Source organism: Streptomyces lushanensis (assembly GCF_001700515.1).
GTDB lineage: Bacteria > Actinomycetota > Actinomycetes > Streptomycetales > Streptomycetaceae > Streptomyces > Streptomyces lushanensis.
Genome location: NZ_MAUD01000024.1, coordinates 11,676 through 24,901, shown reverse-complemented (window position 1 = coordinate 24,901; position 13,226 = coordinate 11,676). Strand labels below are relative to the sequence as shown.

The 13,226-nt window shown below is 69.6% G+C and carries 14 protein-coding genes; 12 read left to right on the top strand and 2 right to left on the bottom strand.

Annotated elements, in window-relative coordinates:
• The first annotated feature begins 13 nt into the window (after nucleotides 1-13).
• From BFF77_RS02170 to BFF77_RS02145, 6 genes are read left to right on the top strand one after another with little or no spacing between them, the layout of a single operon-like run.
• A complete protein-coding gene (locus BFF77_RS02170; protein ID WP_066943197.1) occupies nucleotides 14-1,150 on the top strand; it encodes an HAD-IIIC family phosphatase in 1,137 nt (378 codons plus the stop codon).
• Nucleotides 1,143-2,729, top strand: coding sequence for an amino acid adenylation domain-containing protein (locus BFF77_RS02165; protein WP_211280133.1), 1,587 nt, complete (start codon nucleotides 1,143-1,145; stop codon nucleotides 2,727-2,729). The genes BFF77_RS02170 and BFF77_RS02165 overlap by 8 nt, the downstream gene beginning before the upstream one ends.
• Nucleotides 2,730-2,738: 9 nt before the next feature.
• Nucleotides 2,739-3,977, top strand: a complete 1,239-nt coding sequence (locus BFF77_RS02160; RefSeq protein WP_079124747.1) for an MFS transporter — start codon at nucleotides 2,739-2,741, stop codon at nucleotides 3,975-3,977.
• A 48-nt stretch (nucleotides 3,978-4,025) separates the two neighbouring features.
• The gene (locus tag BFF77_RS02155) at nucleotides 4,026-5,087 is read left to right on the top strand and encodes a MupA/Atu3671 family FMN-dependent luciferase-like monooxygenase (RefSeq protein ID WP_066943195.1); all 1,062 of its coding nucleotides are present in this window, start codon (nucleotides 4,026-4,028) and stop codon (nucleotides 5,085-5,087) included.
• Between the two features lie 55 nt (nucleotides 5,088-5,142).
• Nucleotides 5,143-6,105, top strand: a complete 963-nt coding sequence (locus BFF77_RS02150; protein ID WP_066943192.1) for a 3-oxoacyl-ACP synthase III family protein — start codon at nucleotides 5,143-5,145, stop codon at nucleotides 6,103-6,105.
• Between the two features lie 5 nt (nucleotides 6,106-6,110).
• Nucleotides 6,111-6,908, top strand: a complete 798-nt coding sequence (locus BFF77_RS02145; RefSeq protein ID WP_245703104.1) for a thioesterase II family protein — start codon at nucleotides 6,111-6,113, stop codon at nucleotides 6,906-6,908.
• Between the two features lie 240 nt (nucleotides 6,909-7,148).
• Here BFF77_RS02145 and BFF77_RS02140 read toward each other — a convergent pair whose 3' ends face one another.
• Complete coding sequence (locus BFF77_RS02140) at nucleotides 7,149-8,126, bottom strand: LuxR C-terminal-related transcriptional regulator (RefSeq protein ID WP_066943190.1); 978 nt, start codon at nucleotides 8,124-8,126, stop codon at nucleotides 7,149-7,151.
• A gap of 260 nt (nucleotides 8,127-8,386) precedes the next feature.
• Here BFF77_RS02140 and BFF77_RS02135 point away from each other — a divergent pair, with 260 nt between their 5' ends.
• Together BFF77_RS02135 and BFF77_RS02130 are read left to right on the top strand one after the other, a co-directional pair.
• Nucleotides 8,387-9,178 carry an O-methyltransferase gene (locus BFF77_RS02135; protein ID WP_079124754.1) on the top strand — a complete coding sequence of 264 codons (792 nt, stop codon included), beginning with the start codon at nucleotides 8,387-8,389 and terminating at the stop codon, nucleotides 9,176-9,178.
• Nucleotides 9,171-9,809, top strand: a complete 639-nt coding sequence (locus BFF77_RS02130) for a flavodoxin family protein (protein ID WP_066943244.1) — start codon at nucleotides 9,171-9,173, stop codon at nucleotides 9,807-9,809. The genes BFF77_RS02135 and BFF77_RS02130 overlap by 8 nt, the downstream gene beginning before the upstream one ends.
• A 130-nt stretch (nucleotides 9,810-9,939) precedes the next feature.
• On the opposite strand, the gene BFF77_RS02125 is transcribed toward BFF77_RS02130, so the two are convergent.
• Entirely contained in the window at nucleotides 9,940-10,326 is a 387-nt protein-coding gene (locus BFF77_RS02125; protein ID WP_066943186.1) for a DUF4259 domain-containing protein, read from the bottom strand.
• A gap of 27 nt (nucleotides 10,327-10,353) precedes the next feature.
• On the opposite strand from BFF77_RS02125, the gene BFF77_RS02120 reads away from it, so the two are divergent.
• The 4 genes from BFF77_RS02120 to BFF77_RS02105 are packed head-to-tail and all read left to right on the top strand — an operon-like array spanning nucleotide 10,354 to nucleotide 13,120.
• Nucleotides 10,354-10,578 (top strand): hypothetical protein, encoded by a 225-nt coding sequence (locus BFF77_RS02120; protein WP_066943184.1) that lies wholly within the window; start codon nucleotides 10,354-10,356, stop codon nucleotides 10,576-10,578.
• 49 nt (nucleotides 10,579-10,627) lie between these two features.
• Entirely contained in the window at nucleotides 10,628-11,095 is a 468-nt protein-coding gene (locus BFF77_RS02115) for a GntR family transcriptional regulator (protein ID WP_066943182.1), read from the top strand.
• A gap of 4 nt (nucleotides 11,096-11,099) precedes the next feature.
• Nucleotides 11,100-12,032: an ABC transporter ATP-binding protein gene (locus tag BFF77_RS02110; RefSeq protein WP_066943180.1), complete on the top strand. Its 933-nt coding sequence runs from the start codon at nucleotides 11,100-11,102 to the stop codon at nucleotides 12,030-12,032.
• Entirely contained in the window at nucleotides 12,029-13,120 is a 1,092-nt protein-coding gene (locus BFF77_RS02105; protein ID WP_079124745.1) for an ABC transporter permease subunit, read from the top strand. Before BFF77_RS02110 ends, BFF77_RS02105 begins: the two co-directional genes overlap by 4 nt.
• Nucleotides 13,121-13,226 lie beyond the last annotated feature (106 nt).

Here is a 13,226-nt window from a genome sequence, read left to right as displayed (position 1 = left end):
GGAGATGGACAGGATGAACGAGGCCGACGCCTCCACCCCGCCGGGACCGGCCAAAGCGGTCAAGTGCCTGGTGTGGGACCTGGACAACACGCTGTGGAACGGGACCCTCCTGGAGGACGGGGAGGTCACGCTGCCGGAGCGGATACGCGAAGTGGTCAAGGCCCTCGACGAGCGCGGCATCCTCCAGGCGGTGGCCAGCAAGAACGACCACGACCACGCCTGGGCCCGGCTGGAGAAGCTGGGAATCGCCGAGTACTTCGTGCTGCCCCACATCGGGTGGGGTCCCAAGTCCGGGTCCGTGCGGCGGATCGCCGACCAGCTCAACTTCGCGCTCGACACGATCGCCTTCGTCGACGACCAGCCCGCCGAGCGGGCCGAGGTCGCCCACCACCTGCCCGCGGTGCGCTGCTACCCGGCGGAACAGGCCGCGGAGCTGGCCTCGCTGCCGGAGTTCAGCCCGGTCGTCACCGTCGACTCCCGCCGCCGCCGCGAGATGTACCAGGCGGGCTTCCGCCGTGAGACGGCCCGTGAGGAGTTCGCCGGGCCCGACGAGGAGTTCCTGCGCACCCTGGTCCTGGAGATGACCATCCGCCGGGCGACCGGACCGGACCTCGCCCGGGTCGAGGAACTGACCCTGCGTACGAGCCAGATGAACGCCACGGGTGTCCACTACGGTGACGAACACCTGCGCGCCCTGCTGACCGACCCGAGGCACGAGGTCCTCGTGGTCCAGTTGCGCGACCGGTTCGGTGACCACGGCGCGGTCGGCATCGTGCTGCTGGAGCGGCACGCCGGCGCCTGGCTGCTCAGGCTGCTCGCCACGTCCTGCCGGGTGGTCTCCTTCGGCGCCGGCACGGTGCTCCTGCGCTGGCTCGTCGACGAGGCGGCGCGCTCCGGGGTACGGCTCTTCGCGGACTTCCGGCGCACCGAACGCAACCGGATGATGGAGGTCGCCTACCGCTTCGCGGGGTTCGCCCCGTACGAGGGAGAGCGTTCCGACGTCCTCCCCGGCGAGGCCGATGCCGCGGACCAGGAGGGGATCGAGCTGCTGCACATCGAGCCCGTCCGGCAGGATCCGCCCACCACGATGCGTCTCGACGCGCCCGATCTGGGGACGCCCCGGCCTGCCGGGGAGCCGGGCCGTGACTGATGTGCTGACGATGTACGAGTGGTTCGAGCGTTCCGTCGCCCGCCACGCCGGTGAGCCGGCTCTCGAGGCCGGCGGCGAACGGCTCACCTACCGGGAGCTGCGCGCCGCCGCCGAGGCGGTCGCGGGCCGGATCCTCCAGGAGCACGGCACGGTACCCAGCAGGGTTTCCGTGATCGCGACCCGCAGCGTGGTGTCCCTGTCCGGCTACCTGGCGGCGCTCCGCCTGGGCGCCGCGGTGACCCCGATCAACCCCGCATTCCCGGCCTCGCGCAACCGCGTGATCTGCGAACTGGCGGGCAGCGAGGTACTGATCGCGGACGCCGCCGACTCCGCGCAGCTCGACAAGGAGCTGGGCGGTGCCGTGCCGACCGAACTGCGGCTGGCCGCGGACGAGGTGGCGTCCGCCGGGCGCGCGGGCACCCCGCCGATGCGCCCGCTGCCCGCGCGTACGGCGTCCCCGGACGATGTGGCGTACATGCTGTTCACCTCCGGATCGACGGGGCGGCCCAAGGGCGTGCCCGTCCGGCACCGCAACGTCTCGCCGTACCTCGCGCACAACATCGCGCGCTTCGGTATCGGACCGGGCTGCCGGATGTCGCACACCTTCGACCTCACCTTCGACCCGTCGGTCTTCGACCTGTTCGTCACCTGGGGCGCCGGCGCGACCCTCGTCGTGCCCGACCGGGCCGAACTGCTCTCGCCGGTCGACTACGTGGTGGACAACGAGATCACGCACTGGTTCTCGGTGCCGTCCGTGGTCTCCGTCGGGCAGGAGCTGGGCAGCCTGAGCGCGGGGCGGGCGACCGACCTGCGGATGAGCGTGTTCATCGGCGAGCAGCTGTCGTACGACCAGGCCGCGGCCTGGCACGCGGTGGCCCCCGGGGCGACCCTCGTGAATGTCTACGGTCCCACCGAACTCACCGTTGCCTGCACCGAGTACACCCTGCCGGCCGAGATCGGCGACTGGCCGAAGACGTCCAACGACACGGTCCCCATCGGGCCCGTCTACGGCTTCCTGGAGCATCTGGTCCTCGACGGGCAGGGCCGCCCCGCCGAGGAGGGCGAGCTGGTGGTGCGCGGGTCCCAGCGCTTCGACGGCTACCTCGACCCGGCCGACAACAGCGGGCGCTTCCTGCTGCACGGCGGGGACGGCGTCGCCGTGTACGACGGTACGGGCGAGCTGACGGCCGAGCACTACTACCGCACCGGCGACCGGGTGCGGTGGGAGGACGGACAGCTCGTGCACCTGGGCCGGCTGGACAACCAGGTGAAGGTGCGCGGCTACCGCGTCGAACTCGGCGAGATCGAGGCCGCCCTGCGCCGGCACACCGCCGTGCGCCAGGCCGTCGTGGTCGCGCTGCGCAGAGGGGACGAGACCGAGCTCGTGGGCTGCTACACCGGCGAGCCGGCCGAGCCGGGCATCCTCGCCCGGGCGCTGCGCAGGCAGCTTCCCGTCCACATGGTGCCGCGCCGCTTCCGGCATCTGGAGACCATGCCGCTCAACGCCAACGGAAAGATCGACCGGCTCCGCATCACATCCGACCTGATGTCACCGGATCCGGCGTCCACGGTCGCCTAGGAGATCACAGTGTCCATCCTCCAGAACATCGTCCCGCCCAAGGGCGTGGTGCGCACGCTGTGCCTGAGCAACCTGGCCAAGACAGCGGGCCACGGCATTCTCATGTCCGTCAGCCTGCTGTTCTTCACGCGGACCGTGGGCATACCCGCCGAACGGGTCGGTCTGGCCATGACGATCGGTGCCGCGGTGGGCATGGCCGCCAGTATCCCGGCCGGCCGGCTCGCGGACCTGGCCGGGCCGCGCAACACCACGGTGGGCTTCCTGCTGCTGCTCGGTGTGTTCGTCTGCGGCTACGGTTTCGTCGACGGGTTCACGGGCCTTGTGATCGTCACAAGCCTGGCGCTGATGGCGGAGTCCTCGACGGACGCGGCCCGCGGCGCGCTGATCGCCGGGCTGATTCCGCAGCAGGAGCGGGTCCGGGCCTGGTCCTACATGCGAGCGGTCAGCAATCTGGGCGTGTCACTGGGGGCCGCAGCCGGGGCGGTCGCCCTGTTCTTCGACAACCGGACCGGCTACGTCGGTCTGCTGATCGCGGGCGGGGCGATGTTCGTGGTGTCCGGGCTGGCCTACCTGACCGTGCCGCAGGTCGCGTCGGCGCCCAAGGAGCAGTCCGGCTCGAAGTGGATCGTGCTGCGCGACGTTCCCTATGCCTTCGTCGCGCTGCTCAACTCGGTCCTGGTGATGAACGTCGCCATCCTCACCGTCGCGCTGCCCGTCTGGCTGACCGACCGGACGACGGCGCCCACGTGGGTGTACTCGGTGATCATCATCCTCAACACCATCATGGTCGTGCTGTTCCAGGTGCGGGCTGGCAAGGGCAGCGACGACGTGCCGGGCGGAGCCCGAACGCTGCGCAAGTCGGGTGTGCTGCTCGCGGTGTGCTGTGTGCTCTTCGCCCTGGCGGCGGACCGGCCCGTGTGGCTCGCCGTGCTGATTCTGCTGGCGGGAGCCATCGTCCATGTGGTCGGCGAGATGTTCTACAGCGCCGGCTCCTGGTCGCTCGCCTTCGGGCTGGCACCCGACCACGCCCAGGGCCAGTACCAGGGAATGTTCGGTATGTCCACCCAGCTCGGGACGGTGGTGACGCCGGCGCTGGCCACCGCGCTGATCGCCGGTCTGGGCGCGGCCGGCTGGCTGGTCTTCTCGGCCCTGCTGCTCGCCGCGGGACTGGTGGCGCCGGCGGTGGCCTCATGGGCCGCCGGGACCCGCCGGACGCCGCCCTCCGGCGTCGAAGAGTCCGTCGCGTAGTCCGTCCGCCGAGCGGGTCGGCCCTGGGCCGCCCGGAGAGAAGAACCCATGGACTTCAGTCTCTTCTACTTCGCCAACGACAGCACCGAGAAGGAGAAGGACCGCTACGAGCTCCTGCTGGAAGGCGCCCGGTTCGCGGACCGTAACGGCTTCTCCGCCGTGTGGACGCCGGAACGGCATTTCCACCCCTTCGGCGGCCTGTACCCGAACCCCTCCGTCACGGCGGCGGCGGTCGCCGCGGTGACCGAGCGGGTCGGAGTCCGCGCGGGCAGTGTGGTGGCACCGCTGCACCATCCGTTGCGGATCGCCGAGGAGTGGTCGGTCGTGGACAACCTGTCCAACGGCCGGGTCGGGCTGTCCTTCGCCTCCGGCTGGCACGCCACCGATTTCGCGTTCTACCCGGAGAACTACGAGAACCGCCGGCAACTGCTGCTGGAGCGGGTGGAGCAGGTACGGGCGCTCTGGCGGGGCGAGAAGCTGACGGTGACCGACGGCGTCGGCACCACACAGCAGCTCGGCGTGTTCCCGCCTCCGGTGCAGCCGGAGCTGCCCGTCTGGGTCACCAGCGCCGGCGGAGCGGAGACCTTCCGCAACGCCGGCAGGCTCGGCGCCGGGCTGCTGACCCACCTCCTCGGCCAGGACCTGGACGACCTCGCCTCGAAGATCGCCGAGTACCGCAAGGCGGTCGTGGAGCAGGGCAGGTCCGACGGGTGGACCGGTCATGTGGCCCTCATGGTGCACACCTTCCTGGGGGACGACGAGGACACCGTCCGTGCGGAGGTCCGCGGTCCGCTGTCCGAGTACCTTCGCAGCTCGCTCGGGCTGCTCCTGGGCTCCCAGCTGGACGGTCGCCGGATCGACGCGTCGCGGCTCGCTCCCGAGGACGTGGACTTCATCGTCAACCGCTCCTTCGACCGCTACTACGACGGCGGCGGTCTGCTGGGCACGCCGGAGAAGGTACGGGACACCGTGAACCGCTTCCGGGAGATCGGTGTGGACGAGGTGGCCTGTCTCATCGACTTCGGACTGCCGACGCGTTCGGTCCTGACAGGTCTCACCCACTTGAACCGGCTGCGCGTGCTCTCCGCCGAGGACGAAGGGGACCGGTGAGCGGTCGGACACGGATGGGCGGACCGACCCCGACGACACGACAACGGAGAGGGCCATGGGCGGCATAGTCGACTTCGAGGTGCGCTTTCCCGCTTCCCGCGTGGACGCGCACCACATGCACACGGAATCCGGCGTTCCGATCAATGACATCCTCGCGATCACACACACCGAGGACTTCCCCGTCCTCGGGGATCACGAACAGGCGTGGGAGCTGGCGGCCGAGGCCGCGCGGGCGGTGCTGGAGCGCAACGCGGTGCCGCCCGAGGAGGTCAGTCACGTCATCTACGCCGGCTCGGGCGAGTGGGACCAGCCCTTCTGGTCACCGGCCGCCCGGGTCGCGCTGGAACTGGACATCTCCCGCGCGCACTGCTTCGAGGTGACCAACTTCTGCAACGGTGGCATGGCCGCCGTACGTGCCGGTCTCAACGAACTCGCCGTGAGCGGCGGCCCGTACGTCCTCGTGCTCGTCGGCGACCGCCTCAGCCAACTCGTCGACTACCAGGATCCCGACTCCAAGGCGCTGTTCAACTTCGGCGACGCCCCCTCGGCCCTGCTCCTCGGCCGGGGCGACTGCGCCTTCGAGGTGCTGACGTCGTCGATGCGCACGGACCCGTCCTGGGCGGACTACTACTCGGGGGACGTCGAGGACGATCGGATCCTGATGCGCCGGCGCGGCCGCAGGACCGGCCTCGCCGACGCCTACCTGGAGAACTTCCCGGCCCGGGTAGGGGACGTCCTGTCCACGCTGGGCAGGGACCTCTCCGACGTGGCGTACCTCCTGATCAACCAGGGCGACAAGGGCATGCACGAACGGTTGCTGAAGCACCTGGGCATCCCCGAGCGGAAGAGCGTCTTCAACTACGACCGGCTCGGGCACATGGGCGGATCCGACCCGCTGATCGCTCTGCGCGGCCTCATGGACGACAAGCGGCTCGAGCAGGGCGACCTCGTGCTGCTCGCCAGCAGCGGCATGGGGTTCACCTGGGCCGTCACGGCAGTGGAGTACCGGGGCCTGTGAACGGCATGGCCATGGGGGCCGGGGTGAAGGACCTGCGGCACTCGCTCGCACCGGTGTCCGCCCGGGGAGGGACGCGCACCGAATCCTCCCTCGCGCCCGTCACGCTGGTGTTCCTGCACCACGCCGGGGGGTCGGCGGCGTCCTTCGCACCCTTCACCCGACGGCTTCCCGCACAGTGGAACCTGTGGTCCGTCGACCTTCCGGGACGACTGATGGCCACCGGCGAGCGGGCCTGCCGCACCTCCGTGCAGGCCGCCGCGTACGTGGTACGGGAACTCCGCTCCTCGCTGTCCGGCCCCTACGCGGTCTTCGGGCACAGCATGGGCGCGCTGATCGCCTTCGAAGCGGCCCGGGAGCTCTCGGCGCTGGGCCTGCGGCCCGAGTGGGTGGGGCTCTCCGGGGCGCCCGCGCCCGGTCACCGGCTCGACCGCGCCCAGCGCCACCTGTGGCCGAGGGAGCGGCTGACCGCCTTCATGCGGGGCCTGGGAGGCACTCCCGAGCAGGTTTTCGAGCTGCCCGACCTGCTGGACCTCATGGTCGAGGTGCTGCGCGGCGATCTCTCGATCGTGGACACCTACCGGCTGCACCCCGGACCGCTGCTCGATTCCCCGCTCACCGTCTTCACAGGAGAGGACGACCCCGTGGCCGGTCCGCGGATCGCCGCTCCCTGGAGCGGGCACTCCACGGCCCGGACCACCGCACGCTCCTGGCCGGGCGGTCACTTCTACCTGTTCGAGCATGCGGACGAGGTATGCACCGCCATCCGCGACGAGGTCGCCGCCGTGTCCCTCGCGGGCCGCTGACCGGCGTCCATGTCTCCTCCCCCTCTTTCCGGAGCACCTGCCATGCCGGTTCGTCTCTTCACCTCGGAGTCCGTGACCGAGAGCCAACCCGACAGGACCGCCGACCAGATCGGCGACACCTCTCCCGGCGCGCTTCCGCGCGACGCGGGAGCGCACGGACCAGGAGCGCACGGACCGGGACCGTACGGACCAAGTGGACGCGCCGCGGAAGGAGGTGGGCGAGTGGAGGCGGGACATCGCCTACTCGGTGACGTCATGATCCGCCGCGTCGTGAGGGGCGACGACCACCTGGTCGGAGAGCAGACCGTGGACGGCGATGAGATAGCCGAGCTGCGCCCTGCTGACGCTGCCGAGCTGGCGCGAGATGCGGCTGATGTACTCGGCCACCGTGCGCCGGCTGATACCGAGCCCACGGGCGACCTTCTCCTCGGTGTGGCCGGCGACGAGGAAGCGGATGATGCTCTGCTCAATCTCGGAGACGACGACGCGCGGGCGGTTCTTCATGTTCGGCTCGACAGGGGTGCCCCGTGCCCAGGCGTATTCGAACAGGTTGGTGAGGAACCAGACGATCGCCGGATCGCGGACCTCGAGGGCCTCGTCGGAGTAGTCCGGTTTGGTGGGAATGTAGGCCACCTCCCGGTCGCAGATGATAAGCCGGTCGAACATTTCATCCACCGTCCGAATTTCCCCGCCGGCCTCCGCGACCTTTCTGATGTATTCGACGGTCGGTGGATGCGACCACACCGAATGCTGATAGAGCGTCCGCTGGCGGATTCCCCTCGCCAGAAGATTGAGATTGCGCTGCGCCACCGATTCCAGTATTTCCGGCGGCCGGCGGCCTCCGGGCTGCGCGGTGAGCAACTCGGACCTGCAGGCGGCCACCGAGGCATCGATGGTACGGGCGATGAGTTCACCGCCGCGCAACACGGTGGAGCTGGGCAGTTCACCTTTGCGCGCGGAGGTGAATACCTCTTCCGCGGTTTGAAAGGACTCCGTCAGGTGGAGGAGGTGCTGGCGCCTGGCCGCGACCTCCTTCTCGATGGGGGCCAGGGCTCGGCCGGCGGCCACGGAGGGGGGTACGGGAATCAGGTGTCCGGCGTCGCCCGCTGCGGGTTCCAGCAGGCCGAGGGCGGTGATGCAAGGAGTCGCCGAGTCCGCGGCGATCGAGCCGACCGATACCGCCTCCCGGTACTGGAGTAACGCCGCCTCGCAGAGCACTGCTCCGCAATCCTCCTGATTGCATCGGTTGTGCCCCAAATGTCCTCCTGTTCGATTGTGCAATGCGTGCAGATAGTACCGCCGGGGATTGAGCCCGACAAGTCTCACAAAAAAAATACAAATCAGTCGTTCCTGCGCATCGGGTATCTCCCCTTGATTGCTTGCCGAGCCGGGTTTCACAGGAAGAGGACGAGAATATGTCCCAGAGAATTCACAGTGAAAAGTTCCGTAATGTGGTGGGCGGGCTGAGCGTGCCGGGCATGGGCACCGAAGTCGTGGGCCCGCTGCTCGCGAATCTGGTTCAACTGCTGCGACCGGAGCGGGTCCTGGAAGTGGGGATGGGGTACACCACGCCTTTTCTCGCCGGTGCCCTCGCGGACGCGGAGGACGCTGTGCGGCTCGAGTCCCGGGCGCTCGCCGCCAAGACCCGGGAACATCTCGGCCGGGGGGCGGAGCTGGACGACGCGTGGCTGCTGGCCGACCCTCCGTTGGTCTCGCCCTCGCACCACCTGGAGCCCTACCTCCCGCGCCTGGTGGCCGTGGACAATCTGTCCATCGCCGACTCCTCCGCCGACCGCGTCCAGGAGGCTCTGCGCGAGCTGGACCTCGACGCGCGGGTCACGGTCGTGAACTCCGACCTCAAGGACGCTGCCGAACGTCTCCCCGAGGACTTCTTCCCCATCGACTTCGCCTGGGTCGACGCATGGGAATGCCTCTACTTCTTCGACCGCTTCTGGGAGCTGATCAACCCGGACGGCGGACTCGTGGTCATGCACTATCTGATGACCTATCCGGAGGGTGAGGCCCTGCTGCGTTACATCGAGAAGTTCCAGCAGGCCAACCCGGGCGAACTGGAGGTGGTGAGCCTCCTGGAATCGCAGAAGCTGATGCAGAACAGCATCACCGTGCTGCGCCGCACCAGCGGGGTACGCGACCGCCGCTACGCGGGACGGGGCGGCGGGATCCGGTACAGCGAGGAACTGCGCCAGGACGCCGAGCGCCACCTCCGCCTCGCGGCCGGCACCGGTGCCGCCGTACCGGCCCATGACTGAGGCCGGGAGGGCGGCGGTGGCGGGCAGGGTTCTCGACGAGCCTCGCGCGCGCAGCTTCGCCTTCATGCTGGGCAGCCCGCGCGTGGGTGGTGCCACGGAACTGCTGGCCCGACGCGCGGCCGAGGGTCTCCCCGCGGAGGCCGAACGGAGCTGGCTGCGGCTCAGCGGGCTCCATCACTCCGGAGTGGAGGGCTTCGGCCCGTCTTCCGCGGCCCTCGCGAAGGACGACGATCGCCCTGACGGGGATAGGCACGAGAGGCTGCTGCTGGACGCGACGCTGGAGCACACGGACATCGTGGTCGTGTCCCCGCTCTACTGGTACAGCGTCTCCGCGCAGACCAAGCTCTACCTGGACCACTGGGCGGCGTGGATGAGCCATGCCGACCTCGACTTCCGCGGCCGGATGCGCGGTAAGACCCTCTGGGCCGTCAGCACCTTCGCCCGCGGTCAGGCCGACGACGCCGAGCCCCTGGTGGGCATGCTCCGGCGTACCGCGCGCTATCTGGACATGCGCTGGGGAGGCGCCCTCCTGCACCAGGCACGCAGCACCGGCGAACTGGCGGACCAGGAGGTCGCCCACCACGCCGCGGCCTTCTTCGGCCCCGCCCACGCGGAACTCCGGTCACACTGAGCCCGAGGGGTGCCCGGAACACGAAGTTCCGGTCACCCCTCATCGCACACGGCCTTGCGACGCTCTGGGCAACACAAAGCCCCGTCGCGTGCCCGTAATCACGGCCGAGAGACGGCGGGATGGTCCGCGGTCACAGCGAGGTGGCTCCGTTCGCCACTGCCGATGCCTCGGCCAGACGCTCGAACGTCTCGTCGAGTACCACCCTGCGCTCGTCCTTGTACGCGGGATCCGGCTCCAAGCCGTCGATCGTCCGCTCCCACACGCCCAGAAAGATCTCCTGCCAGGCTCTGATCACCTCGGGCGAGGGCAGGGTCACACCGACCCGTCCTTGGCGCACCAGGACGAGCAGCAGCTCCAGGTTGCAGGGAACGGCCGTGCCCCAGTACTCGTCCGGTTCGAGCTCCACCGGATCGCCGGCCATGGCGTCTGTCACCTCGGACACCAGCCTGTCGGCCAGTGCCGCGAGATGGTCCGCCGCCGTGTCGCTGTCGAAGTTGCCCGCGCCCCATGTGCCCACTGCTCCGCCTCCGCATGCCGTGTTGTTGTGTGCGCTCGTCATCACAGCAGAGCGCACCGACAGGTCGACAAGGCGGGCAACGTCTCCGGCGGCAGCGCCGACCAGCTCGTCAACACCGTCGACAAGACGCCGCCCGCCGACGCCGACGTCGCGGGCTGCCGCGTGTGGCAGGGCGTCATGGACCCGGACAGTGGCGAGACGGTCTGGAAGGAGAACTGCTGGACCGGCAGCTCCGTCCCCGGCCGGCATTGACAACCGCCCTCGCACTCCTCCACCATCATTCCACTAATCAAGTAGTGGAATGATGGTGGTGATCGTGGAGTACCGCATCGACAGGCGGAGCGGGGTCCCCGCCTTCCAGCAGATCGTGCAGCAGACCAAGCAGGCCCTCCGGCTGGGCGTACTCGTGCCGGGTGACCGGCTGCCCACCGCCAAGGAGGTCGCCGAGACCAGCACGGTCAACCCGAACACCACCCTCAAGGCGTACCGCGAGCTGGAGCGCGAGGGCCTGGTCGAACCGCGACCGGGCCAGGGCACCTTCGTACGCCGCACGCTGGGCCGCCCCGAGACGGGCACCGACTCGCCGCTGTACGCGGAGCTGGTGGCGTGGATGTCGAAGGCGGCCGGGGCCGGTCTGGAGCAGGAGGACGTGGCCGCGCTGGTCGCGTCGGCGATGGAGAAGCAGTACGCCGCCGGGCACGTGGCGGCGGCGGGGTCCACGACAACGGGGTCCACGGGGGCCACGACAACTGGGAGCACAGGTGAGTGAAGGTATGTACGCGGGGGAACCGGCGATCGAGGCGTACGGGCTGGGGATGCGCTACCGGCGGGGCTGGGCGTTGCGGGACTGCTCCTTCCGGCTCCCGGCGGGACGGATCTGCGGCCTGGTGGGACCCAACGGGGCGGGCAAGACCACGCTGCTGAGCATCGCGGCCCATGTCCTGCAGCCGACGAACGGCTCGATCAGCCTGTTCGGTGAGGCTCCGGGCTCGGTGGAGTCCGGTCGGCGCACAGCGTTCCTCGCCCAGGAGAAGCCCCTGTTCCGCCGCTTCACCGTGGCGGAGACCCTGCGTCTGGGCCGGGAGCTGAACCCCGGCTGGGACCGGCGCGCCGCCGAGGACATCATCCGCGCGGGCGACGTGCCCTTCGACGCGAGGATCAGCACCCTCTCCGGAGGCCAGCGCACGCGCGTCGCCCTCGCCCTCGCCTTCGGAAAGCGCCCCGACCTGCTGATGCTCGACGAGCCGATGTCCGACCTCGACCCGGTCGTGCGCCACGAGATCACGGGCACCCTCCTCGCCGAGGCCGCCGAGCGCGGAACCACCGTGCTGATGTCCACCCACGTCCTCGCCGAACTGGAGAACGTGTGCGACTACCTCGTCGTCGTCTCCGGCGGCGGAGTGCGCCTCGCCGGTGACGTGGACGAGCTGATGTCCGTGCACACCCTGGTCACGGGCGCCAAGGAGGGCGACGGCATGCCTCCCGCCCTCGGGCACCACACCCTCGTCGAGTCCCGGACCAGCGGACGGCAGTTCACCGCGCTCATCCGCCCCGAGGGCCCGGTCACCGGCCCCTGGGACATGAACGCCCCGAACATGGAGGAACTCCTGCTCGCCTATCTCCGCTCACCCGACGCACCACCGCTGATCACCCCCACCGCCCAGGTCCACGGCCAGGGGTTCGGCGCCGGGGCGGTGGCGGCATGAGCACCTTCACCCGCGGCTCGACCAGCAAGTCGACCGGCTCCACGAGCGACGGCAAGAACGGAACCACCGGCGGGACCATGAACGGGACCACCGGCGGGACCTTGAAGGCGACCACCGCGGAGGCCGACCGGCGCCCCCGGCTCAGCGGTATGACCTGGCTGGTCTGGCGCCAGCACCGGGCCGCGTTCTGGACGATCCTCGCCGCCACCGCGCTCTGCGTGGCCTGGATCGTCCACCAGCGCGGCCGGCTGGTCGACTTCCTCGACGGCTACGGCTATCCCGGCAAGAGCCTCGACGAGGCGGGCGGCACGTTCCAGCAGTACGGTGACGCGTTCTCCTTCGTCTCCTTGGGTCTCCAGGCGATACCCATCCTGCTCGGTGTCTTCCTCGGCGCCCCGCTCATCGCGGGCGACCTGGAGAACGGCACCGCCAAGCTGGTCGCCGCCCAGTCCATGAGCCGGACCCGCTGGCTCGCCACGAAGCTGGCGCTGGCCGGACTGGTGGTCGTGGTGAGCACGGGCGTGCTGTCGGCGGTGTTCGGCTGGTGGTGGAACCCCGTCAAGTCCGAGGCCATGGTCATGGACTGGACCTCGGGCGAGGCGTTCAACACGACGGGCCCGGTGCCTGTCGCCCTCACCCTCTTCTCCGTCTTCGGCGGGGTGGCGATCGGTGTGGTGCTGCGGCGCACGCTGACGGCCATGGTGGTCACCTTCGGTTTCACCGTCGTCCTCCAGCTCGTCTGGGGCTACTTCCTGCTGTCGCTCGGCAACGTCGTCACGGTCACGACGAACAAGGGCGTCACAGACGAGAACGTGTTCCCGTCGCTCCCTCACGGCGCCTACGAAATCGACCAGTCGTATGTCGCAGGCAGCGGGGATCTGGTGGGCTGGGGCACCTGTTCGGGGTCGCTGACCGACGCGGCACGGCAGGTGTGCCTGGACAAGGAGGATGTCGTGGGCTGGTCGGTGCGGTACCTCCCGCTGTCGCAGATGAACGCCATGCAGTGGTTCGGGGCGTCGATTCTGTTCGCCCTGACCGCCGGTGTCGTGGCGTTCCTCTTCCTCTGGGGTCGTAAGCGGCTCGTCTGAGTCCGTACGCCCCGCGCCCCTTTTACGAAGGGGCGCCTCTTTCCCCTCTGTTTCCTTAATCCCGTCCGCCGGGCTGCTCTGCCATGCCCGGAGGTCCAGAGAGAGG